Raw genomic sequence first — 22,874 nt, 5'->3', positions numbered from 1 at the left:
GACGCCCCCCGAAATCAACGAGAGGCGTGGAAACTCCGGCCGAGCGACGCGGGCGCGCTGCTTTTGTCGGCGGACAGGATGACGAGCACCAGAATGGTGATCAGATAAGGTGACATTGCCAGATACTCTACAGGAATGGCAACGCCCGCCGCCTGCAGATTGAGCTGAACCACGGTGACGCCGCCAAAAAGATAGGCGCCGAGCAGTGCACGCCAGGGTTTCCAGCTGGCAAAGACCACCAGCGCCAGGGCGATCCAGCCGATCCCGGCGGTCATGCCTTCGGTCCACTGCGGCACCCGGATCAGGCTGATGTAGGCGCCGCCAAGCCCGGCGCAGGCGCCGCCGAACAGGATCGCCAGGGTGCGGATCTTGACCACCTTGTAGCCCAGCGCATGAGCGGCCTCGTGATTTTCGCCCACCGCGCGCAGGATCAGCCCGGCCCGCGTGAACTTCAGCACCGCCCAGACGGCGGCGGTGAGCGCGATGCCGAAATAAAGCACCACGTCATGGGAGAACAGGATACGGCCCAAGATCGGCAGATCCGACAGCAGCGGCAGATCCACCCGCGCCATCTGCGGTGGTTTCACCCCCACATAGCGCTGCCCCATCAGCGCCGAAAGCCCCAGCCCGAACAGGGTCAGCGCCAGACCGGAGGCGACTTGATTGGCCAGCGCCAGCTGCGTCAGCCCCGCAAACAGCAGCGACAGCGCCGCGCCCGCCACGGCGGCGGCGACAAACCCCATGAGCGGCGAGCCAGTCTCCACCGCCGCGGCAAAGCCCGCGATGGCGCCCACGATCATCATGCCCTCGACCCCGAGGTTCAGGACACCGGATTTTTCCACCACCAGCTCGCCGATCGCGGCCAGCAACAAGGGCGTGGCCGCAACCATCAAGGAGGCGATGAGAAGGACCGGGTTAATTGCAGACAGATCCATCACGCGACCTCCGGCTTGCCAATTGAGATGCGAAAGTTGGTCAGCATGTCCAGTGCCAGAAGAAAGAACAGCAACATCCCCTGAAACACCTGGATGGCCGCCGAGGGAAGGCCCAGATTGCCTTGCGCAATGTCACCGCCAATATAGGTCAGCGCCATCAGCCCCCCGGCCAGAAGGATGCCCACCGGATGCAGGCGGCCCAGAAAGGCCACGATGATCGCGGTAAAGCCGTAGCCGACGTTGAAATCGATCGAGACCTGACCCGAGGGGCCGGAGACTTCGAACATGCCGGCAAGCCCTGCCAGCGCGCCCGAGGCGCCCAGACAGAACAGCACCAGCCGCGCCGGCTTCACCCCGGCAAACCGCGCCGCCCTCGGCGCCTCGCCGGTCAGCCGGATGTGGTAGCCCAGCATGTGCCGGTTCAGAAGCACGTAGGAGAAGATCACCGCGATCAGCGCCGCCACCACGCCCCAATGCATGCCGGTTCCGGCGATCAGCTCGGCGTTATGGGCACTGTCGTATTGCTGCAGGTTGCGCGAGCCGGGAAAGCCAAACCCTTCGGGGTTCTTCATCAATCCCAATGACATGGAGGCCAGAAATTGCTCCGCCACATAGACCAGCATCAGCGACACAAGGATCTCGTTGGTGCCGAACCGTGTCTTCAAAACCGCCGGGATCATCGCCCAGGCCCAGCCGCCAAAGGCACCGGCCAGGATCATCAGCGGAAAGATGATCCAGCTCTCCATCGGGTAGAAGGCCAGCCCCACCCCCGCGCCGGTCAGCGCGCCGATGATGTATTGGCCTTCGGCGCCGATGTTCCAGATCCCGGCGCGGAACCCCAGTGACAGGCCGATGGCGATCAGCACCAGCGGCGCCCCTTTCACCAGAAGCTGCGGGCGGTAGTAAAACGCAAACTCGCCAAACAGCGGTTCCCAGAAAATCGTGCGGATCGCCTCCACCGGAGGCTTGCCGAGGGCGGCAAACAACAGCCCCCCCATCAGCATGGTCGCCAGCACCGCCATCAGCGGTGTCGCCAGCGACCAGGCGCGCGACGGCTGCGGTCTTTTCTCTAACCGGATCATCCCTATTGTCCCTCTTGGCCGGAAATTCGTGCTCCGGTCCTTTTCATCTTTTCCCAAATACCTCCGCCGGAGGCTTCTACCCCTGGCGCCATGCCCCCATGATGGCCGACAGAGGCACTACACATGCGCCACTTCCATGCCATGGGCGCCGCCCATCATCAGGCCGATCTCGTCTACCGTCAGCTCCGCCGTGGGGCGGGGGGCGGACAGGCGGCCTTCGTTGAGGGCGGCAAAATTGTCCGAAATCTCCATCAGCTCGTCGAGATCCTGGCTGATACAGATCACCGCCGCCCCATTGGCGGCCAGATCCAGCAGCGCCTGGCGGATCGCTGCCGCCGCCGCCGCATCGACACCCCAGGTCGGCTGGTTCACCACCAAGACCTCGGGCCGTTGCAACACCTCGCGGCCAATGACGAATTTCTGCAGGTTGCCGCCCGACAGCGACCGGGCCGCATTCTCCGGCCCCGGCGTGCGCACGTCAAAACCCTTGATGATCCGTTCGGCAAAGCTCCGGGTTGCGCCCCACTTCAGAAACCCGTTGTTATCCAGCCCCTCGCGCACCGACCCGGTCAAAAGCGCATTCTCGGTCAGGCTCATGTCAGGTGCCGCCGCATGGCCAAGCCGCTCTTCGGGCGCAGTTAGCACCCCGAGGCCACGCCGCGCGGTAGGCCCCATATGGCCAATGGGCGTGCCGTCGAACTTCACCGCATCGCGGGCGCAGGTCACCTCGCCGGACATTACCGACAGCAGCTCGTCCTGGCCGTTGCCCGCCACCCCGCCGATGCCGAGGATCTCGCCCCGGCGCACCGCCAGATGCACGTTCTTCAGCGCGGTGCCAAAGGCCGAGGGCGCAGGCACCGACAGGCCGGTGATATCCAGCGCCACATCGCCAAACGCCTTGGCGCTGCGCTCCGGCGTCTTCAGCGCCGTGCCCACCATCAGCTCCGCCATGTCACGCGCCGAGGTGTCGGCGGGGGTGCATTCGCCCACGTTCTTGCCCAGCCGCAGGATGGTCGCGTGATCGCACAGCGTGCGGATTTCCTCCAGTTTGTGGCTGATGTAGAGGATCGAGGTGCCTTCGCTTTTCAGCTTCTTCAGGGTCTCGAACAGGATCTCCACCTCCTGCGGGGTCAGCACCGAGGTCGGCTCGTCCATGATCAGCAGCTTGGGATCCTGCAACAGGCAGCGGATGATCTCCACCCGCTGACGCTCGCCGGCGGACAGGTCGCCGACGGTGCGGAAGGGATCAAGCGGCAGCCCATAGGCCTCTGATACTTCGCGGATACGGGCGGCCAGATCGCGCAGGGCGGGCGGCTTCTCCATCCCCAGCGCGATATTCTCGGCCACGTTGAGCGCGTCAAACAGCGAGAAATGCTGGAACACCATGGCGATGCCGTCGGCCCGCGCTTGGCGCGGCTCGGCGGGCTCATAGGGCGCGCCACGCAGGATCATCCGACCACTGTCGGGTTTCACCAGACCGTAGATCATCTTCACCAGCGTCGATTTCCCGGCACCATTTTCGCCGAGGAGCGCATGCACCTCGCCCTCGCCGATGGCAAAGGAGACGGAGTCATTGGCCACAACGCCGGGGTAGGCCTTGGTGAGACCTTCGAGGGTCAATAGGGGGGGCGTGCTCACGCGCTGTGCTCCTTGTTCAGCTCGGTATTCCGGTCCGCGCGCCGTGACAGCGCCATGAGTTCTGCGGCCACGCCGATGGCGATGGCCTGAGGGTGTTTGCCCAGTTCGGGCAGGCCGATCGGGCAGGTAAGGCGGGCAATCTGCTCCTGCGAATGCCCCAGGTCCGACAGACGCGCCCGAAACCGCGCCCATTTGGTTTTTGACCCGATCAGCCCGGCAAAGCCGAAGCCATGTCCCAGCAGGGCGTGGCATAGCGCCAGATCCAGCTGATGGGAATAGGTCAGGATCAGATGCTGCGCGTCTGAAGCCGCATGCGGCACGAGCCGCTCAGGGGCGCGCTCGGGCAGGGCGGTGACGCCGGTGGGAATACTGTCGGGAAACTTCTCCGCGCTCACATCCACCCATGTGATATCCAGATCCGGCAAGGGAGCCAGCACCTCTGCCAGGGCCCGGCCCACATGACCGGCACCCCAGATCCACAGCGATTGGCAGGGGCGATGCACCGGTTCCACCATCCAGCCCTGCAGCAGCTGTGTCTCGGGGCGTTGGCCTTGGTTGCGGGCGGCATTGAGCAGACGGCTCACAGCCAGCGGTTGCGATCCCGGAGCGGTCGCGCGGACCACAACGTCCTGATCCGGATCGGGCAGGTCTGCGGCAGTGTAGACTTCGCTCAGCAGGGTGACGGAACCGCCACAGCATTGCCCCAGATCCGGCCCCAGCGCATGGGTGCTCAGGCGGCGGGGCATGTTCTGGCCGCGCGCCAGTTCCGCCGCCTCGTATTCCAGCGCGCCACCGCCGATGGTGCCCGACTGCCCGCCATCCCAGACCAGCATCGCCGCGCCCACCTCGCGGGGGGAGGAGCCCTTGACCTGAGCCACCACGACACGGGTCACGCGGGCATGGGCCGCGACCGCGTCCCTCAGGGCCTCCAGATCAAACGCCATCCTGCACCTGTCCGATCGCGCGCCAGATTTCCTCCGCCGTGGCCGGCGCATTGAGATGCGGATAGGCGGCGCCATAGGTCCCGACCGCATCCGACAGCGCCAGCCAGGCGGAAATCCCCAGCATGAAAGGCGGCTCGCCCACCGCCTTGGAGCGATAAATGGTCTCTTCCCGGTTCGGCGCATCATAAAGCGCCACGTTGAACACATCGGGACGGTCCGAGCAGGCGGGGATCTTGTAGGTGGAGGGCGCATGGGTCCGCAATTGCCCGGTGCCGTCCCAGACCAGTTCTTCGGTGGTGAGCCAGCCGGCCCCCTGCACATAGGCCCCTTCGACCTGACCGATATCCAGCGCTGGGTTCAGCGAGGCGCCGGCATCATGCAGGATATCGCAGCGCAAAATGCGGTTCTCGCCCGTCAGACGATCCACCACAACCTCGGTCACCGCAGCGCCATAGGCAAAGTAGAAAAACGGTCGCCCCTGGCCCTTGATCCGGTCCCACTCCAGCGAGGGCGTCTTGTAATACCCCGTAGCCGACAGGCTGACACGCCCGGTGTAGCAGAGCATCGCAGCCGCCTCGAAGGAGATCTCCTCCGCGCCGATGCGCACAATGTCGCCCTCAAAGACCACCGCCGAGGCGGGCTGTTGATAGGTCTCAGCCAGATGCGCCACCATGCGGTCGCGGATGGTGTCACAGGCGGCCTTCACCGCCATCCCGTTGAGGTCCGACCCGGAAGACGCCGCCGTGGCGGAGGTATTGGGCACCTTGGCGGTATCGGTCGCGGTGATCTTGACCCGCTCGGGACCAACCCCAAAACGGGCGGCCGCCACCTGCGCCACCTTCTGGAACAGCCCCTGTCCCATCTCGGTGCCGCCGTGATTAAGATGGATCGAGCCATCCTGGTAGACATGCACCAGCGCACCGGCCTGATTGAGATGCGTAAGGGTGAAGGAAATCCCGAATTTTACCGGCGAAAACGCAATCCCGCGCTTCAGTCGGTCATTGCCTGCGTTCCAGTCCGCAATCTCTGCCCGCCGCGCCGCATAGCTCGAGCTCTCCAGCAACTGTGCCGTCATTTCATGCAGCTCGAAGTCAGTCACCTCCATGCCGTATGGGGTGCTATTGTCCTTCATCTTTTCAGAAATATCTCGGGGGGAGGCCGCAGGCCGGGGGGCAGAGCCCCCGTTATCCGTAGCAGCGACAGCGCCTCCGACCGCAGGCGCATCATAATAGTTCCGCAGCCGCAGCGCGACCGGATCCAGCCCCAACACATGCGCGGCATGATCCATCACCCGCTCGATACCAACCATGCCCTGCGGGCCGCCAAAGCCGCGATAGGCGGTGGCGCTTTGCAGGTTGGTTTTTAACCGATGGCTCTCGATGCGGATCGCCGGGATGGCATAGGCATTGTCGGCATGCAGCATCGCCCGGTCGGCGACCGGCAGCGACAGATCCTGCGCCCAGCCACAATTCACCAGATGGGTGAATTCAATACCCGCAATCCGCCCCTCGGCATCAAACCCGGCCCGGTAGGAGATGCGAAACGCGTGGCGTTTGCCGGTGATGGTCATGTCATCATCGCGGTCATAGCGCATCTTGCAGGTCTTGCCGGTGTGCCGCGCCGCTACAGCGCAAGACACGGCCAGCGCGTTGCCCTGGCTTTCCTTGCCGCCGAAACCACCGCCCATGCGGCGGGTCTCCACCCTGACGCTGTGCATCGGCAGGCCGATGGCCTCGGCCACCTTGTGCTGGATCTCGGTCGGGTGCTGGGTGGAGGAGTTGACGATCATGCCGCCGTCCTCCTGCGGCATCGCCAGCGCGGCTTGCCCTTCGAGATAGAAATGTTCCTGCCCGCCGAGCTCGAATGTGTCCTCGATGACATGTCGCGCGGCGTTGATGGCGGCCGCAGCATCGCCCTTTTCATAGATGCGCGGGCCGTCCTCGAACCGGCTGTTTGCGGCCAGCGCGGCCTCCAGTGTCAGCAGCGCCTCTTCCTCGGCATACTCAATATCGCCCTTGCGCGCGGCAACGCGGGCGGCGCGATGCGAGGTGGCCACCACCAGAAACACCGGCTGACCGAGGTAATGCACCTCTCCGGCCGCCAACAGCGGTTCGTCATGCAGTGAGGGCGAGACGTCATTGTCGAACGGCAGATCGTCGGCGGTCAGCACCGCAACCACACCCTTGCTTGCACGCACCGCCTCGAGGTCCATGGCGGTGATCCGGCCCTTGGCAATCTGCGACAGGCCAAAGGCCAGATGCAGCGTGCCTTTTTGCGTCGGGATGTCATCCACATAGCGCGCTTGACCGGTCACATGCAGGGCGGCGGCGTCATGGGGCAGGGGGTGTGCAACGCTCATTGGCTCACCTCCAGCACATGGGCGGGGGCGCCGTTCAGATCGGTGAAGTAGCGCATCAACATGTTGCGGGCAGTCTCCTGCCGGTAGCTGGCAGAGGCGCGCATGTCGCTCATTGGGGTGAAATCGGTATCAAGGGCCGCCTGTGCCGCCTGGAGCGTGTCCGCAGTCCAGGGCTGGCCGATCAGCGCCGCCTCCACATGAGCGGCGCGTTTCGGGATGCCGGCCATACCGCCAAAGGCGATCACCGCGGCTGTGACGCTGTCGTTCACCACGGTCACGTTGAAGGCGCCAAGCACCGCAGAGATGTCCTGATCAAAGCGTTTGGAGAGTTTGTAGACCCGCAAGGCATCGGGCTGGCGGTCAAAGCTGACTGCTTCGACAAATTCTCCCGGGGCGCGGTCCTGCTTGCCATAGTCGACAAAGAAATCCTGCAGCGGCAGGGTGCGGCGCGCCTCGCCTTTTCGCAGGTGCAGGGTTGCGCGCAAGGCGATCAGCGCGGGCGGGTTGTCCCCGATGGGCGAGCCATTGGCGATATTGCCGCCGATGGTCGCCGCCGCGCGCACCTGCTGGCTGGCGTAACGGCGGATCATCTCGGCGTAGGAGGGATGCAGCGGCGCGAGGGCCTCCCGCACCCGGTTCATATTGGCCATGGCGCCAATGTGGACTTCGCTGTCGGTCACGGTGATCTGTTTCAGGTCGGTGCAGCCGTCGAGGAAGATCACGTCATCAAGATCGCGCAGCTCTTTGGTGACCCAGAGGCCCACATCGGTCGCCCCGGCGATCAGCGTTGCCTTGGGGCGGGCCGCATAGGCTGTGGCCAGCGCGTCCGAGGACGTGGGGCGCAGGGTGTTTGACGGCGCAGCTGCAGGTGCATGGGAGGGGGGCTCTGCCCCCCGGTCTGCGACCTCCCCCCGAGATATTTCTGAAAAGATGAAGGACCTGTCTGCCGCGATCCACTCCGGAACGGGGGCGGCCTGTGCGGCCTCGGCGGCGCGGATGATCGGCGCGTATCCGGTGCAGCGGCAGAGGTTGCCGGCCAGCTGGTCGTCGTGGTCGGTGGCGCCATTTGTATGAGCGGTGACCATCGACATGATGAAACCCGGGGTGCAGAAGCCGCATTGGCTGCCGTGCTGGTCCACCATCGCCTGTTGCACCGGGTGCATGACACCATCGGGGCTTGCCGCGCCCTCAACCGTGCGGATGGATTTGCCCTGCAGCTGCGGCAGGAACAGGATGCAGGCGTTCAGCGCCCTGACGCCGTCCTGATCGGTGACCATGACCGTGCAGGCGCCGCAATCGCCTTCGTTGCAGCCTTCCTTGGTGCCGGTGAGGCCGCGGTCGTCGCGCAACCAGTCGAGAAGCGTGGTGGTCGGCTCGGTGTCTGGAAGCGAGACCTCTTCACCATTGAGATGAAAGGTGATCGTCATCTTGAAAGCCAGTCGCGTTACCCTGTTGCCCCATGCTGCGCGGCCTTCGATGCGACGTAGAAGGGGGCGCGGGGTTGTGTCCTATTGTCACGTTCAGCTTGTGAGGGCCGGAACGCCAAAGCAAGACCTAATGCCGGGCCCAAACCGGCAATGGAAGCTCGTTGGCGCGTTCGGCGTATGGCAAGCATTGCGCGACTACCTTTTGATTTGTAACAATTTTGCGCAAGCGATGCTATGGCAGAACGTGCTTTGAGACGTAGGAGTTTCAAAAAAATCCATAGAATAGATGAACATCTTTTAAGCGGGCCGTCCAGGTGTCTGCAAAGGTGTAAAACCCCATGCTGGCGTTCGAAGCGTCATTTCAATCGGTCTGAATGTCCGTAAGGGACATGCAGGACCGGGGGCGGGCCTTCGGATGACTGCTATCTTCATCTCTTCAAGGCAGACACACACCTTACATGCGCAGGGCACCAGCGATGTTATTGCTTGCTGAAACTTTATATTTCGATAAAACGCGAAGTATGGAAAAAGAGATTCCCCTTCGCCTCGCCGTCCTTGGCCATCCGCAACGCCTTTCGGTGTTGCGGCTGCTGATGCGCCGGTATCCGGATCGTGTTCCCGCAGGTGAGATCAGTGCGGCACTGGATGTGAAACCCAGTACATTGTCGTCATATCTTTCTGCTTTAATGCAGGTCGGGCTGGTGACCAAAGCCCGTGAGGGGACCTGGCTGTACTATCGCGCCAACGTCCCCGCCATGACGGAGACGCTGAATGCGCTGGTTGTCGACTGCTGTCGGGGGCGCCCTGAATTGTGTCTTCCGTTCCAAACAGACCCGCGATCGGAGATCGAACGCATGACTGAACAGACTTATAATGTCCTTTTTATCTGCACCGGAAATTCTGCCCGCTCCATCTTTGCGGAAACGCTTTTGCGCAGTGAGGGGGGGGACCGTTTCAACGTCTATTCGGCTGGAACAAGACCATCTTCAGAGTTGAACCCCGTTGCGCTCGACGTGCTGCGTGCCAAGGGGCATGAAACGGCCAACCTGCGCGCCAAGAATGTCAGCGAATTCATCGGCGACACCGCTCCCAAGTTCGATTTTGTCTTTACGGTGTGCGACCAGGCCGCGAATGAGGAATGTCCCGCGTGGGACGGCCAGCCTATTTCGGGCCATTGGGGCATGCCGGATCCGGTGAAGGCCGAAGGAAGCCAGGCCGAACAGAGCCTCGCGTTTCAGCAGGCATACGGCACGCTGAAGAACCGCATTCGCGCCTTTGCCGCGCTGCCCTTTGCTGAGCTGGACCGGGTTTCGCTGCAACGTGCGGTGGATGACATTGGCCAGTCGAACTGTGCTGAGCCTGAACACCTGACCATATAGATCGAGGATACATCATGACCGTTTACGCATTGAACGGCCTTGGCCGGATGGGCAAGCTGGCCCTGAAGCCTCTGCTGGAGAGCGGTGCCGAAATTGCCTGGATCAACGACGCGGTGGGCGACGCGCAGATGCATGCGCATCTGCTGGAATTCGACTCCGTGCATGGCCGTTGGCAGGCGGAGATTTCGTCTGACGCTGACAGCATCACCATTGATGGCACCCGGCTTCCCGTCCACGCCAGCCGCCGCATCGAGGATCTGCCGCTGGCCGGCGTTGATGTGGTGATCGACTGCACCGGCGTCTTCAAGAGCGAGGCCAAGCTGGCGCCCTATTTCGAGGCCGGTGTGAAAAAAGTCGTAGTGTCCGCCCCGGTCAAGGACGGCGAGACCGCCAATATCGTCTATGGCGTCAATGATGATGTCTACGACGCCGCGCGCCACCACATCGTGACCGCCGCCAGCTGCACCACCAACTGCCTTGCGCCGGTGGTGAAGGTCCTGCACGAGAATATCGGCATCAAACACGGCTCGATCACCACGATCCATGATGTGACCAACACCCAGACCATTGTTGACCGACCCGCCAAGGATCTGCGGCGCGCACGTTCGGCGCTGACCAACCTGATCCCGACCACCACCGGCTCTGCCACCGCGATCACGCTGATCTACCCGGAACTCACTGGAAAGCTGAACGGTCACGCGGTGCGGGTGCCGCTGCTCAATGCCTCGATCACCGATTGCGTCTTTGAAGTGGCGCGCGAAACCACTGCCGAAGAGGTCAACGCCCTGTTCAAACAGGCCGCCGAAGGCGCGCTCTCTGGCATTCTCGGCTATGAGGAACGGCCGCTGGTCTCGTCCGATTACACCAACGACACACGCTCGTCGATCGTGGATGCGCCCTCGACCATGGTGGTCAATGGCACCCAGGTGAAGATCTACGCCTGGTACGACAACGAGATGGGCTATGCTCACCGGCTGGTGGATGTGGCCAAGATGGTGGGTGACAGCCTGTGACCTCCACGCCCGCGCAAAACGGCCTGGCTGCCTATATGGCGGTGACGGCGGCCTATTGGGCCTTCATGCTGACCGATGGCGCCCTCAGGATGCTGGTGCTGCTGCATTTTCACACCCTGGGCTTCAGCCCGGTGCAGCTGGCCTATCTCTTTGTGCTGTACGAGATCGCGGGCATGGTCACCAACCTGTCAGCGGGCTGGATCGCGGCGCGGTTTGGCCTTACCTCGACGCTTTATGCCGGGCTTGGCTTGCAGGTGGTGGCGTTGGTGGCGTTGACGCAGCTTGATCCCAACTGGCAGATTGCCACCTCGGTTGCCTTTGTGATGCTGGTGCAGGGTCTGTCCGGCGTGGCCAAGGATCTGGCCAAGATGGCGTCGAAATCCGCCGTGAAACTGCTGGCCCCAAAGGACGGCGACGGGCTGTTCCGCTGGGTTGCGGTGCTGACTGGGTCGAAGAATGCGGTCAAGGGCCTTGGCTTTCTGCTGGGGGCGGCACTGCTGGCGCTGGCGGGGTTTACCTGGGCGACCCTTGGCATGGCCATCATCCTCGGGCTGATCCTGATCGCGGTGCTGATCGCCATGCCCGCAGGCCTGCCCACCGGGCGCAAGGGAGCGAAATTCTCCGAGGTCTTTTCAAAGTCCAGCAATATCAACTGGCTGTCGGCGGCGCGGGTGGTCCTGTTTGGCGCGCGTGACGTCTGGTTCGTGGTCGGCATCCCGGTCTATTTCTACGCCGTCCTGTCGGATGGCACAGAAGACGGCAACCGCGCCGCCTTCTTCCTGATCGGCAGCTTCATGGCGATCTGGATCATCTGCTACGGCGCGATCCAGGCCGCGGCTCCCCGCATTCTGCGGGCGCCATCGCGTAGCGAGGCCGAGTTGATCGCCGCGGCCCGTCGCTGGGCCGGGATGCTGGCGGTGGTGCCTGCGGTTCTGACCGGCGCGGTGCTTGTTGCAGCCGGACCGGCCCTGTGGCTGACGGTCACACTGGTGATCGGGCTGCTGGTCTTTGGCGCTTTGTTTGCGGTGAACTCCGCGCTGCATTCCTATCTGATCCTCGCCTTCTCCAAGGACGAGCGGGTGACGATGGATGTCGGATTTTATTACATGGCCAACGCGGGGGGGCGGCTTCTGGGTACGGTTCTGTCGGGCCTGACCTATCAACTGGGCGGCGTTGCGGCCTGTCTTGCCACCGCTGCGGTGATGATCGCGCTGAGCGCGCTGGCCGCCGGTCGCCTCTCCTCCGCCCCCTCAGACCCCGAGAAAGTTGCCGCATGAATATTTTTGAGCGTTACCTGAGCCTCTGGGTCGCCCTGGCCATGATCGCGGGCATCCTGCTGGGCAGCACCGCGCCGGGGCTGGTCGATCTGATCGCGCGCGCCGAGGTGGCCAGTGTCAATCTGGTGGTCGCGGTGCTGATCTGGGCGATGGTCTACCCGATGATGATCGGCGTGAACCCCAACAGCCTTAGGGATGTGGCCCGCCAGCCCAAGGGGCTCGCCATCACGCTGGTGGTCAACTGGCTGATCAAACCCTTCACCATGGCCGCGCTTGGGGTGTTGTTCTTCGAGGTGGTCTTTGCCCCCTTCCTGCAGCCCGCAGACGCGCAGCAATATATCGCCGGGCTGATCCTGCTGGGGGCCGCGCCCTGCACCGCGATGGTCTTTGTCTGGTCGCAGCTGACCAAGGGCGACGAGAGCTATACCCTGCTGCAGGTCTCGGTGAATGATCTGATCATGGTGGTGGCCTTTGCCCCGATCGTGGCGTTCCTGCTGGGGGTCACCGATATCGTCGTGCCCTGGAGCACGCTGGTCCTGTCGGCGGTGCTGTTTGTGCTGTTGCCGCTGCTGGCCGGTCTCTGGACCCGCAGCCAGCTTGGAGACGAGGCGCGCATCGACGCCTTTCTGGCGCGGATCAAGCCGCTCTCCGTCATCGGCCTGATTGCGACCGTGGTGATCCTCTTTGGCCTGCAGGGGCAGGTGATCCTTGATCGCCCCGTGGTGATCGCGATGATCGCGGTGCCGATCCTGATCCAGAGCTATGGCATCTTCTTTCTCGCCTATGGTGCGGCCTATGCGCTGCGCGTCCCGCATCGCATCGCGGCTCCTTGCGCGCTGATCGGCACGTCGAACTTCTTCGAGCTGGCCGTGGCGGTGGCGATCAGCCTGTTTGGCCTCAACTCCGGCGCGGCGCTGGCCACGGTGGTCGGGGTGCTGGTCGAGGTTCCGGTGATGCTGACGCTGGTGGCCTTTGCCAATCGCACGCGGGCACGGTTCGCGACAGGTGACACATCCTGACGGGAGAGGGACGCACGATGCTGGTTTCGGCAGGTGCGCATCCTGCTGCATCCGTGTAGTATGGTGCCATCAACACGGGTGTTGATTTACCTTCCGGCTCTCTTAACTGTGTGTGCATGACCCCTCCTTCGATGCCTTTTCCGCTTTCCAGAGGTCGCGCCCATGAGGTGTGCGGCGCTGCTGCGTTCTCCTTTGCATTTGGGCTGGCCGCCCGTCTTGGCGGGCAGAGCCTTTGGATCCGCGAATCCTGGGAGACGGGCAAGATCAACCCGGATGGGATTGCGGACTTTATCGACCCTGCCGACCTCCTGCTGTGCCATGCGGACAGCCAGAGAGAGGTTCTGGCCGTCGCCGAAGAGGCCTTGCGCTCGGGGGCGGTGACGCTTGTCGTGATGACGCTGAGCAAGCCCTTGGGCCTGACAGAAGGGCGGCGTTTGCAGTTGGCGGCGCGTGACGGACACGCTGTCGGGCTGGCCCTTATTCCCGAAGGGATGGGCAGCAATGCTGCGGAAACCAGATGGCGGTGCGATCCGGTTTTTGACTCCCGGGACTCGACTCTTTTGAAGTGGGAGCTTATCAAGAACAAATCGGGAACGTTAGGTGTCTGGTATGTTCGATGGGATGCAGCGTCGCGTCGTTTCGCTATGGTTTCCCCGGCTGGCAAGTGACCGGGCATTGCGGTCGAGGCCGATTGAGGGGCCGTTCGTCCTCACGCTCAAACAGAAGAATGCAAACCGGGTCTATTGCCTGAATGCAGAGGCTGAACGCCAAGGTTTGCACGCGGGCATGCCTTACTCCGATGCGCGTGCCTTCTGCCCTGATCTGCTCAGCCGGGTGGCGGACCCGCAGGAGGATTTGCGATTTCTGCATGTGCTGCGCCGTTGGGCCACGCAGTATTGCCCGTGGGTGGGGCTGGAGGATGCAGAAGGCCTGGTGCTGGATGTAACCGGGTCGGTGCATCTCTTTGGGGGCGAAGAGGCCCTGCTGGCGGAGATGAGCGGGAAGCTTCAACGCGCAGGGTTTGAGGTGCGGGCCGGTCTCGGCGATACGCGCGGCGCGGCCTGGGCGCTGGCGCATTATGGGGCAGGGGTGGCGCCGACCGGCGATATGCTGCGTGCAATAGGGCCGTTGCCCGTTGCGGCACTGCGGTTGGAGGTGCGCGAAACGGTTGCCCTGCAACGGTTGGGGCTGCGCCGGGTGTCCGATCTGGCTGCGGCCGCGCGTGCGCCACTGACGCGCCGGTTTGGTCCGGGGGTGCTGCGGCGCCTTGATCAGGCCCTGGGCGCACAGCCGGAAGACATCTCGCCACTGGCGGAGGCGCCACACTATGGCGTCCGCATCACCCTGCCTGAGCCTATTGGACTGGTCGATGACGTGATGGCCGGAACACGGCGCCTGCTGGAGCAACTCTGTCACAAGCTCAAGGCGCAGGAGGTCGGTGCGCGCATCCTCTGTCTGACGCTGGATCGTGTGGATCATGACAGCCAGCAGGTCGAATTGCGGCTTGCCCGCCCCCTGCATGATCCGGGGCGTATTCTGCCGCTGTTCGAACGCGGTGTCAGCGACATCGATGCGGGGTTTGGCATCGAGCGCCTGCGCCTTGAGGCGACGCGGGTCGAGGATGTGCATGCAACCCAAATGAACCATGTCTCAGCCGGGCGTAAGGACCAGTTGGAGGATTTGATCACGCGGATCGGCACGCGCATCGGCCTGGATAACATTCAAAGGTTTCTCCCGGCCGACAGCCATATCCCGGAGCGCAGTTTCACACTTTCATCTGCAGCCTATTGCGAACCTCAAAGTGGCTGGGCCCCCGCCCGACCGCGCCCGTTGCTGCTGTTTGCTCCGGAGCCGATCTCTGGCAGTGGCCCGCATCCGCCGCAACGGTTTCGCTGGCGACGCATGGCGCTGACCACGGGGCGGGCCATTGGTCCTGAACGCATTTGTCCCGAATGGTGGCTGGAAGATGAAAACTGGCGCAGCGGGCTGCGGGATTACTGGCGTGTCGAAACGCAGCAGGGGCGGCGGTTGTGGCTCTTTCACACGCCGCAGGCACCGGGATGGTTTGTGCAGGGGGAGTTCACATGAGCGAAGTCAATCGCACGCCCCGCCCGGTTGAGACGTTTGACCGGACCATGCGGGGGGGGCATTCGGAGAGCCCCGGTTATGCAGAGCTGTGTGTGACCAGCAATTTCACCTTTCTGACAGGTGCCTCACACCCCGAAGAGCTGGTGGCGCGCGCGGCGGAATTGGGGCTGGCGGCCCTGGCCATCACGGATCGAAATTCCCTGGCGGGGGTGGTGCGGGCCTGGAGCGCCCTGAAGGCGCTGCGGCGCGAGGCGGCAGAGGCTGTTCAAATCAGATCGCAGCACCGTATCGACCCGTCCTCTCGGCAAGAGGTCGGTGTTGCGACGCCAATTGAAAAGCCGGATGTGCCCACCCTGCCCAAGCTGATTGTCGGCTGCCGGCTGGTGTTGCGCGACAGCTCCGTGGATTGGGTCGCCTTGCCCCGCGATCACGCGGCCTATACGCGGCTGACCCGCCTTTTGACACTGGGCAAGCGGCGGGCGCCCAAGGGGGCGTGCCATCTGGACAGCAAGGATTTGTTGGCATCCTGCCGGGGGATGATCCTGATTGCCTTGCCACAGGCGGGGTTGAGAGAGGCCATTGCCGATATTCAGAAGATGCGGCAGACGTTTTCGCATCACGTCTTTCTGGGGGCGGTTCCGCGCTATGATGGCAGCGATCAGGCCTATCTGGCCCGCTGCGCAGAGGTGGCGCAGAAGACCTGCGCGCCGATGGTGGCGGTGGGGGATGTGCTCTTGCACAGGGCCAGTCGCAGGCAGCTGGCCGATGTGCTGACCTGCATGCGCGAGCATCTCACCATCGACGAGATTGGCAGCCGGGCGCTGCCGAATGCGGAACGCCGTTTGAAGGCGGGCGCGGATATGGCGCGGCTGTTTCGCGACTATCCGGCCGCCCTGCGCCGCACGTTGGAGATCATGGACAAATGCAGCTTTGATCTGGGCGAACTCTCCTATGATTACCCCCATGAGGTGGTCGGGCAGGAAACCCCGCAGGACCGGTTGGCGCGCCTCGCCCAAGACGGGCTGACCTGGCGCTATCCTGAGGGGCCGTCCGAGCGGGCGATAAACCTGTTGCAAAAGGAACTGGCCCTGGTCGGGGATCTGGGGTTCGCGGCTTATTTCCTGACCGTGCATGACATCGTTCAATTTGCGAAGTCACAGGATATTCTGTGTCAGGGGCGCGGCTCTGCGGCCAATTCGATCCTGTGCTATCTCCTTGGCATCACCGACGTCAGCCCGGATATGATCACCATGGTGTTTGAGCGCTTTGTCTCGAAACACCGGGGCGAGCCGCCGGATATCGACGTGGATTTCGAACATGAGCGTCGCGAAGAGGTGATCCAGTGGATCTATGATAAATATGGCCGGGATCATGCCGGTCTATGCGCCACGGTGATCCATTTTCGATCCCGCGCCGCGATCCGCGAGGTCGGCAAGGTCATGGGATTGTCGCAGGATGTAACGGCGGGATTGTCCGGGCAGATCTGGGGCATGAGCAACGGTGGTGTCGATCCCAAACGTATGCAGGAACTTGGTCTCAACCTTGAAGATCGCCGTCTGATGCAGACCATTCGCCTGATCGGTGAAATGATCGGCTTCCCAAGACATCTGTCGCAGCATGTCGGTGGCTTTGTGATCACCCGGGGGCGGCTGGACGAACTGTCGCCGATCGAAAACGCCGCGATGGAGGACCGAACTGTCATCGAATGGGACAAGGACGACATCGACGCGCTTGGCATTCTGAAGGTCGATGTGCTCTCGCTCGGCATGCTGACCTGCGTGCGCAAGGCCTTTGAACTGCTGCGAGTCCACGAGGGGCGGGAGATGACCATCGGGGAGGTGCCGCAGGATGATACGCCCACATATGACATGTTGTGCCGGGCGGATGCGGTGGGCGTCTTTCAGGTGGAAAGCCGGGCTCAGATGAATTTCCTGCCGCGGATGAGGCCGCGCGAATTTTATGATCTGGTGATCGAGGTGGCCATCGTGCGCCCGGGGCCCATTCAGGGGAATATGGTCAAACCCTATATCCGCCGTCGGCATGGTCTGGAGCAGCCGGAACCCTTTGGGCCGGACCTTGAGAACGTGACGAAACGCACATTGGGGGTGCCGCTGTTTCAGGAACAGGCCATGCAGATTGCGGTTGTCGGTGCCGGTTTCACGGCCGAAGAGGCGGATCACCTGCGCCGGTCTCTTGCCTCGTTCCGGCGGATGGGAACCATCGGCACGTTTCGGGATAAGTTCATCACCGGCATGTTGGAGAATGGCTATGCCCAGGACGTCGCGGAGCGGTGTTTTTCCCAGATCGAGGGCTTTGCAGATTATGGTTTTCCCGAAAGCCATGCCGCTGCCTTTGCCATGCTGGCCTATGTGTCGGCCTGGCTGAAATGCCATTATCCGGCGATCTTTGCCTGCGCCTTGCTGAACTCACAGCCCATGGGGTTTTATGCTCCGGCACAGATCGTGCGGGATGCGCGTGAGCACGGGGTGGAGATCCGTCCGATCTGCGTGAATGCGTCGAAATGGGACAATGCGCTGGAACGCCGTGCGGATGGCAGTCTGGCCCTGCGGTTGGGGTTTCGCCAGATCAAGGGGTTCAAGAAGGAGGAGGCCGGCCTGATCGTCGCTGCGCGCGGCAACGGTTATCCCGATCCCGAAGCGCTCTGGCTGCGCGCGGGGCTGCGGCCCGAGGTGCTGACACGGCTGGCCGAAGCGGATGCATTCGCCGATATGGGACTGACCCGCAGGGATGCCCTGTGGCAGGTCAAAGCCATTCGCAGCCCCAGCCCTTTGCCGTTGTTCAACGATCCGATCGACGGCGAAAGCATTCGCGAGCCGGAGGTGGAGCTGCCGGTGATGCATCTGGGAGAGGAGGTGGTCGAAGACTACGTCGCCACCCGGATGACATTGCGCGCCCACCCGATGGAGCTGCTGCGCCCCTCCATTCCGGAACTGGTGCCCCATGCGGCGCTGCAGACCGTGCCAGCGGGGCGCCACACTGTGTGTGGTCTGGTGATCACGCGCCAACGTCCGGGGACGGCCTCGGGGGTTATTTTCCTGACATTGGAAGATGAAACCGGCGTCAGCAATGTGGTCGTCTGGCCAAAGGTCTATGAGCGGTTTCGGCGGATTGTGATGGGGGGGCGGCTGCTGAAAGTGCGGGGCTACCTGCAGCGCGAGGGGATCATCGTGCATCTGATCGCCCAGGAGATTGCCGACATGTCCTACAAGCTCGCAGAGCTTGGCCACCCGCTGGAGGATGCGGTCGGCATAACGCAACCTCAGGCGGATGATGCGCCGCGCAAACAGAACACCGGCCCCAGCGCACGGCACCCGAGAGAGCAGGCCAAACGGTTGTTCCCAAGTCGGGACTTTCATTAAGGGCGGGCGGCGGCCGGGGTTATCATGCACCAAGGTCACGCGACATCCCGACATGGCCCCGACACGGCGACCGTTGTCGGCAAACTGGAATTCCCAAGCCCGTCTTCAGCAGCGCAGCCAGTCCTCGGCGAAGCGCACAACCTCGGTTCCGGCCAGTTTCTGCACGCGGTCCAGCTCTGCGATCAGCCCGGAGCGCCGCTGTTTGCCCATCGCGATGCCAGCCTCCGGCCAGAAGGCACGCACCTGCAACACCTCGCCACTGCGCTTGCAGTCGATCCGGCCGATCAGGCGATCCCCCTGCAGAACCGGAAACACGTAATATCCGTAGCGCCGCTTGGCCTCGGGGACGAAAATCTCGATCCGGTAGTGAAATCCGAAAAGGCGCTCGGCGCGGGCGCGATCACGCAGCGCCGGGTCAAAGGGCGACAGGAGGCGCACGCGTGTCGATGGGCTGGGCAGCTCTGCGGCCTGCGCAAGCAGAGCCTGCGTTGTATAACTCCGGCGGCAGGTGCCGTCGGCCTGTTCGATGTCGGCCTCGACGATCTGTCCCGAAGCCAATGCCGCGGCGCACCAGTGTTTGGCCTCGGCGCGGGTCACGATGTCGAAGAAGGCCGCCAATTCCCCACTGGTGCCAAAGCCAAGCCGATTGAGGGCGGCGGACATGGCCCAATCGACGATCTCGGCCTCTGAATGTCGTGCGTTCAAGGTATCAGCAGGGATGACCCGTTCGCTGAGGTCGTAAAATTTGCGAAAGCCCACACGGTGACAAATGGCCAACCTGCCGGATCGCCAGAGGAATTCCAGCGCGGTTTTGGAGGGGTGCCAGTCCCACCACCCGGATGAGCCCTTCTTTTCACCGTCTCCGACATCCTTGGAGCAGGTCGGACCATGGTCGGAGATATGGCGCAGAACGGTGTCGATCTCGGAGGTCCAGCCGGGGCGGCGCCCGTCCTGCCAACGCCGCTGCATGCGCGCTTCATCGCGGGCGAATTTCAGGCGCCACTGCGGGTAGAACTGCATCGGAATAGCCGCCGCGTCATGGGTCCAGTGCTCGAAGGCCGAGCGATCATTTGCAACCAGACGCTCCAATGCGCGCGGGCGATACTGGCCGCGTCGAGACCAGAGGATGAGGTCATGCGCGCGGGCGAGCGTGTTGACGCTGTCGATCTGGACAAAGCCCAGATCATCAAGGACCCGGTCGAGATCCGTGCCTTTGCCGGTGCCGGATCTCTGTTGCAGCAACAGATGTCGGTCCAAAAACAGGCGACGGGCGGTTTGTTTGTGGAGAAAAAAGGAGCGTGTCATCGGGGAACCATAGCGCGGCGTGGCTCCGCTGACAGGTGAAAACGGGCAAGCGCCCGCAATGCGGGCGCTTGCATGTCATTTTGCAGAACGTGGCCCGCGGCGACGCATCGCGATCCCAAAGGAAAACGCCAACATCAGTGCGGTGAAGGCATAGATCGCCAGAGCGATCGGACTTTGCAGGAGGATATTGAAATCGCCGCCGGAGATCGACAGGGCACGTCGCAGATTGTTTTCCATATCAGCCCCCAGCAAAAGGCCCAGCACCACCGGAACCAGGGAGATATCGAACTTGCGCAGCGCATATCCAAGCAGGCCAAAACCGATCATCACAAACAGGTCAAAGGTCGAATGACTGATCGAATAGATGCCAATAAAGCTGACCATCACCACAACCGGCATCAGGAACCATTGGGGCAGCGACAGCAGGCGGGTGAATATGCCCACCATTGGAATGTTCAGAAGCAGCAGTACGACATTGGCGAGATAGAGCGCTGCAATCAGCCCCCAGACAAGGTCGGGCTGGCGTTCAAACAGCAGCGGACCCGGCTGGATGTTGAGTGAGACCAAAAGCGCCAGCATCACGGCGGTCGTGCCGCTGCCGGGGACACCCAGTGTCAGCATCGGAATAAGAGCGCCACCGGAGGCTGCGTTGTTGCCGGCTTCGGGTGCGGCGATGCCGCGGGGGTCACCGGTTCCGAATGTGCCGTTCTTGTCGTTCAGCTGCTTCTCCGTGCTATAGGACACAAATGCGCCGAGTGATGCGCCTGCGCCAGGAAGGACGCCGCAGACAAAGCCGATCAAGGCGCCTCGGATCGATGCGCCAAAGCCCTCGAATACCTCACGCAATCGCGGCAGCGTCCGACCAAGTTTGACCGGCCCTGCTCCGGAGAGGGCATGGCTTTCGAAATACATGATGATTTCACTGACCGCGAACAGGCCAACGATGGCGACGATCGGATCAAAGCCGTCGTAAAGATGGAACGACCCAAAGGTGAAGCGGGCGGTGCCGGTTCCGGGGTCCAGTCCAACGCTGGCCAGCAGAAGGCCGATCATGGCCGCCAGCAGCGTCTTGAACGGGTTCACGCCAGTGACCCCACCAATGGTGGCAAAGGCCATGACGTAGAGCGCAAAATAGTCGGCCGGGCCGAAATGGATTGCGGCCTTGGCCAGCAGTGGTGCGAAGAAGGTCAGTCCCAGTGTGGCAACCGTTGCGCCGACGAATGAGGCCACAGCGGAGATGCCAAGCGCCTTTGCCGCCTGACCACGCCGGGCCATGGGATAGCCATCCAGCGTGGTCATGATTGCAGGTTCGTCACCGGGGATATTCAGCATGATGGAACTGATCCGCCCGCCGTACATGCAGCCGTAATAGATGCAGGACAGCATGATCAGAGCGGAGCTGGGTTCGAGTTTCATGGCAAAGGCGACCGGGATCAGGATCGCCACGCCATTAACCGGGCCAAGCCCGGGCAGCGCGCCAATCAGTGTACCGGCGAAACAGCCGAACACCGCCAGCGCGAGGTTGAGCGGCGTCACCGCGACGGCGATGCCGCCGATGAGGGAATTCAGGATGTCCATGCAGTCTCGCTAGCCGAAGGTGGCAGGGGCAAGGGGCAAGGGCAGCCCCAGCAGGTTGTCGAAAATCAAATAGAGCGATACGCCGACCGCAACGCCCGTCACTCCGGCCTTTTGGGGCTCTGCCCCAAACAGCAGCGCGAGGCACGCGGTTCCAAGCATGGTCGACAGCGGGAAACCCAATGGCTCCAGCAGAAGAACATAGCCGACAAGAACGGCAAGCGTGAAGGCCTGCCGGATAAAGGCCGGCAGCGGTTGTGCGTCGGGATTGGGGTCAGGGCGCAGGATGAGCCCGAGGCTGAGAAGGGCCGCCGCAGCGGCCACCATCTGCGGAAACAACGCCGGGCCCAGGGGATCCCCGAAACCGGCCTTGTAGTCGCGCGCAACCCAGACGGCCGAGACCGAGACCATAAAGATCACGGCCCCGGCAATGCGGTCGATCATTGGATGACCCCGATGCTGCGCGAGATGTCTTCCATCTGCTTGGCTTGCTCTGCGACATAGGCTTCGAAGGCCTCACCGCCACGCCACACAGTAATGAGACCATTCGCCTCGGCGGCCTCTTTCCACTCGGCGGTGTCAAAGAGTGACTTCAGTTCCTCGACCCAGGCCTGATATTCGGCGTCCGAGACATCGCCGCCGGTATAGAACCCACGCCAGTTGTATCCGGTTACGTCATAGCCCTGCGCCTTGGCCGTCAGTGCATCCGGAAAGGCCGGGATGGGGTCGTCGGACAGGGCCGCAATGATTCTGATGTCGCCGGATTCCACAAAGCCCGCAATCTCACCAAGGTCCGTGGACACCGCGCCGACCTGACCGCCGAGCATCTGTGTCACCGCAGGGCTGCCGCCGTCAAACTGTACCCAGCGAATTGCCTTATAGGCGTCATCGTCCATGCCCGCTTCATCGGCGAGCATCAGAAGGCGGATGTGATCCCAGCCACCGGCGCCGGAAGATCCTGCCACAGGCACTGACGTTGGATCGGCCTTGAGGGTATTGAGCAGGTCATCGACGGTTTCATATTCCGAATCTGCGGGGACCACGATCACGCCAACATCCGTGCCGAGCATGCCGACCCAGCGCATCACGTCGATACCACCCGGATACTTGCCCTGGGCGATCTGAGTGACGCCAACGGTCGAAGTTGCAACCAGAACGTCGCCGTCATCCGCACGCTTGCCTGCGACGTTGGCAAAGGCGACGGCACCCACACCGCCGGGCATGTTGGTGACCTGAACGGAACCCTCTTCAAGACCCAGTTCGGTAAGCAGGCGACCGACGGTGCGGCAGGTGAAATCCCAACCGCCCCCGGGATCGGCAGGGGCAATACATTCTGCCGCGCTCGCAGTAATTGCGCTCGTGGCGGTTAGGCCGGTGGCGAGTATCGCGCCGGCGAGTAGTTTGCGTGTATAGGACATGGTTCCTCCCTTAAGTCCTCGGCCCAAAGGCCATT

At 62.9% G+C, this 22,874-nt stretch carries 17 protein-coding genes; 7 read left to right on the top strand and 10 right to left on the bottom strand.

The annotated features are described in order from the left end of the window. Positions 1 to 14: 14 nt before the first annotated feature. The 6 genes from R0J92_RS16915 to xdhA form a co-directional block, all read right to left on the bottom strand. On the bottom strand, positions 15 to 935 hold the full coding sequence (locus tag R0J92_RS16915; RefSeq protein WP_106163137.1) for an ABC transporter permease: 921 nt from the start codon (positions 933 to 935) through the stop codon (positions 15 to 17). Continuing rightward, positions 935 to 2,017, bottom strand: coding sequence for an ABC transporter permease (locus R0J92_RS16910; RefSeq protein ID WP_317385627.1), 1,083 nt, complete (start codon positions 2,015 to 2,017; stop codon positions 935 to 937). Before R0J92_RS16910 ends, R0J92_RS16915 begins: the two co-directional genes overlap by 1 nt. A 117-nt stretch (positions 2,018 to 2,134) precedes the next feature. Continuing rightward, on the bottom strand, positions 2,135 to 3,655 hold the full coding sequence (locus R0J92_RS16905) for an ABC transporter ATP-binding protein (protein ID WP_411052477.1): 1,521 nt from the start codon (positions 3,653 to 3,655) through the stop codon (positions 2,135 to 2,137). Further along, positions 3,652 to 4,599: a xanthine dehydrogenase accessory protein XdhC gene (gene xdhC / locus R0J92_RS16900; RefSeq protein ID WP_411052476.1), complete on the bottom strand. Its 948-nt coding sequence runs from the start codon at positions 4,597 to 4,599 to the stop codon at positions 3,652 to 3,654. The genes R0J92_RS16905 and xdhC overlap by 4 nt, the downstream gene beginning before the upstream one ends. After that, positions 4,589 to 6,958, bottom strand: coding sequence for a xanthine dehydrogenase molybdopterin binding subunit (xdhB, locus tag R0J92_RS16895; protein WP_411052475.1), 2,370 nt, complete (start codon positions 6,956 to 6,958; stop codon positions 4,589 to 4,591). Before xdhB ends, xdhC begins: the two co-directional genes overlap by 11 nt. Then, positions 6,955 to 8,385 carry a xanthine dehydrogenase small subunit gene (xdhA, locus tag R0J92_RS16890; RefSeq protein WP_411052474.1) on the bottom strand — a complete coding sequence of 477 codons (1,431 nt, stop codon included), beginning with the start codon at positions 8,383 to 8,385 and terminating at the stop codon, positions 6,955 to 6,957. Before xdhA ends, xdhB begins: the two co-directional genes overlap by 4 nt. 521 nt (positions 8,386 to 8,906) lie before the next feature. On the opposite strand from xdhA, the gene R0J92_RS16885 reads away from it, so the two are divergent. From R0J92_RS16885 to R0J92_RS16855, 7 genes are all read left to right on the top strand, one after another. After that, positions 8,907 to 9,764, top strand: a complete 858-nt coding sequence (locus tag R0J92_RS16885; RefSeq protein ID WP_411052487.1) for a metalloregulator ArsR/SmtB family transcription factor — start codon at positions 8,907 to 8,909, stop codon at positions 9,762 to 9,764. Positions 9,765 to 9,778: 14 nt separating this feature from the next. Further along, the gene (locus R0J92_RS16880) at positions 9,779 to 10,777 is read left to right on the top strand and encodes an ArsJ-associated glyceraldehyde-3-phosphate dehydrogenase (protein ID WP_411052473.1); all 999 of its coding nucleotides are present in this window, start codon (positions 9,779 to 9,781) and stop codon (positions 10,775 to 10,777) included. A gap of 35 nt (positions 10,778 to 10,812) precedes the next feature. Then, positions 10,813 to 12,054 carry an organoarsenical effux MFS transporter ArsJ gene (arsJ, locus tag R0J92_RS16875; RefSeq protein WP_411052486.1) on the top strand — a complete coding sequence of 414 codons (1,242 nt, stop codon included), beginning with the start codon at positions 10,813 to 10,815 and terminating at the stop codon, positions 12,052 to 12,054. Next, on the top strand, positions 12,051 to 13,073 hold the full coding sequence (gene arsB, locus R0J92_RS16870; protein WP_411052472.1) for an ACR3 family arsenite efflux transporter: 1,023 nt from the start codon (positions 12,051 to 12,053) through the stop codon (positions 13,071 to 13,073). Before arsJ ends, arsB begins: the two co-directional genes overlap by 4 nt. 116 nt (positions 13,074 to 13,189) lie before the next feature. Next, complete coding sequence (locus R0J92_RS16865) at positions 13,190 to 13,741, top strand: ImuA family protein (protein WP_411052471.1); 552 nt, start codon at positions 13,190 to 13,192, stop codon at positions 13,739 to 13,741. Beyond that, complete coding sequence (locus tag R0J92_RS16860) at positions 13,683 to 15,161, top strand: Y-family DNA polymerase (protein WP_411052470.1); 1,479 nt, start codon at positions 13,683 to 13,685, stop codon at positions 15,159 to 15,161. Before R0J92_RS16865 ends, R0J92_RS16860 begins: the two co-directional genes overlap by 59 nt. Then, entirely contained in the window at positions 15,158 to 18,541 is a 3,384-nt protein-coding gene (locus R0J92_RS16855) for an error-prone DNA polymerase (protein ID WP_411052469.1), read from the top strand. The genes R0J92_RS16860 and R0J92_RS16855 overlap by 4 nt, the downstream gene beginning before the upstream one ends. 105 nt (positions 18,542 to 18,646) lie before the next feature. Here R0J92_RS16855 and R0J92_RS16850 read toward each other — a convergent pair whose 3' ends face one another. The 4 genes from R0J92_RS16850 to R0J92_RS16835 form a co-directional block, all read right to left on the bottom strand. Then, a complete protein-coding gene (locus tag R0J92_RS16850; protein WP_411052468.1) occupies positions 18,647 to 19,846 on the bottom strand; it encodes a winged helix-turn-helix domain-containing protein in 1,200 nt (399 codons plus the stop codon). A gap of 75 nt (positions 19,847 to 19,921) precedes the next feature. Beyond that, positions 19,922 to 21,424, bottom strand: a complete 1,503-nt coding sequence (locus tag R0J92_RS16845; protein WP_106163151.1) for a tripartite tricarboxylate transporter permease — start codon at positions 21,422 to 21,424, stop codon at positions 19,922 to 19,924. A gap of 9 nt (positions 21,425 to 21,433) precedes the next feature. After that, positions 21,434 to 21,865 carry a tripartite tricarboxylate transporter TctB family protein gene (locus tag R0J92_RS16840; RefSeq protein WP_411052467.1) on the bottom strand — a complete coding sequence of 144 codons (432 nt, stop codon included), beginning with the start codon at positions 21,863 to 21,865 and terminating at the stop codon, positions 21,434 to 21,436. Further along, on the bottom strand, positions 21,862 to 22,839 hold the full coding sequence (locus R0J92_RS16835) for a Bug family tripartite tricarboxylate transporter substrate binding protein (protein WP_411052466.1): 978 nt from the start codon (positions 22,837 to 22,839) through the stop codon (positions 21,862 to 21,864). The genes R0J92_RS16840 and R0J92_RS16835 overlap by 4 nt, the downstream gene beginning before the upstream one ends. Positions 22,840 to 22,874 lie beyond the last annotated feature (35 nt).

The sequence above is a fragment of the Tritonibacter sp. SIMBA_163 genome (assembly GCF_046535935.1).
In the GTDB taxonomy this organism is placed as follows: domain Bacteria; phylum Pseudomonadota; class Alphaproteobacteria; order Rhodobacterales; family Rhodobacteraceae; genus Epibacterium; species Epibacterium scottomollicae.
Note: the sequence above shows the minus strand (reverse complement) of the source record. Positions and strands in the feature narration are given on the sequence as shown.

Excerpts from the sequence above, each read along its gene's own strand:
- R0J92_RS16850 (WP_411052468.1), bottom strand. The coding sequence starts at position 19,846 with ATGACACGCTCCTTTTTTCTCCACAAACAAACCGCCCGTCGCCTGTTT.
- xdhB (WP_411052475.1), bottom strand. The coding sequence starts at position 6,958 with ATGAGCGTTGCACACCCCCTGCCCCATGACGCCGCCGCCCTGCATGTG.
- arsB (WP_411052472.1), top strand. The coding sequence starts at position 12,051 with ATGAATATTTTTGAGCGTTACCTGAGCCTCTGGGTCGCCCTGGCCATG.
- xdhA (WP_411052474.1), bottom strand. The coding sequence starts at position 8,385 with ATGACGATCACCTTTCATCTCAATGGTGAAGAGGTCTCGCTTCCAGAC.
- R0J92_RS16915 (WP_106163137.1), bottom strand. The coding sequence starts at position 935 with ATGGATCTGTCTGCAATTAACCCGGTCCTTCTCATCGCCTCCTTGATG.
- R0J92_RS16840 (WP_411052467.1), bottom strand. The coding sequence starts at position 21,865 with ATGATCGACCGCATTGCCGGGGCCGTGATCTTTATGGTCTCGGTCTCG.
- R0J92_RS16910 (WP_317385627.1), bottom strand. The coding sequence starts at position 2,017 with ATGATCCGGTTAGAGAAAAGACCGCAGCCGTCGCGCGCCTGGTCGCTG.
- xdhC (WP_411052476.1), bottom strand. The coding sequence starts at position 4,599 with ATGGCGTTTGATCTGGAGGCCCTGAGGGACGCGGTCGCGGCCCATGCC.
- arsJ (WP_411052486.1), top strand. The coding sequence starts at position 10,813 with ATGGCGGTGACGGCGGCCTATTGGGCCTTCATGCTGACCGATGGCGCC.
- R0J92_RS16855 (WP_411052469.1), top strand. The coding sequence starts at position 15,158 with ATGAGCGAAGTCAATCGCACGCCCCGCCCGGTTGAGACGTTTGACCGG.
- R0J92_RS16860 (WP_411052470.1), top strand. The coding sequence starts at position 13,683 with ATGTTCGATGGGATGCAGCGTCGCGTCGTTTCGCTATGGTTTCCCCGG.
- R0J92_RS16880 (WP_411052473.1), top strand. The coding sequence starts at position 9,779 with ATGACCGTTTACGCATTGAACGGCCTTGGCCGGATGGGCAAGCTGGCC.
- R0J92_RS16835 (WP_411052466.1), bottom strand. The coding sequence starts at position 22,839 with ATGTCCTATACACGCAAACTACTCGCCGGCGCGATACTCGCCACCGGC.
- R0J92_RS16865 (WP_411052471.1), top strand. The coding sequence starts at position 13,190 with ATGACCCCTCCTTCGATGCCTTTTCCGCTTTCCAGAGGTCGCGCCCAT.
- R0J92_RS16885 (WP_411052487.1), top strand. The coding sequence starts at position 8,907 with ATGGAAAAAGAGATTCCCCTTCGCCTCGCCGTCCTTGGCCATCCGCAA.
- R0J92_RS16845 (WP_106163151.1), bottom strand. The coding sequence starts at position 21,424 with ATGGACATCCTGAATTCCCTCATCGGCGGCATCGCCGTCGCGGTGACG.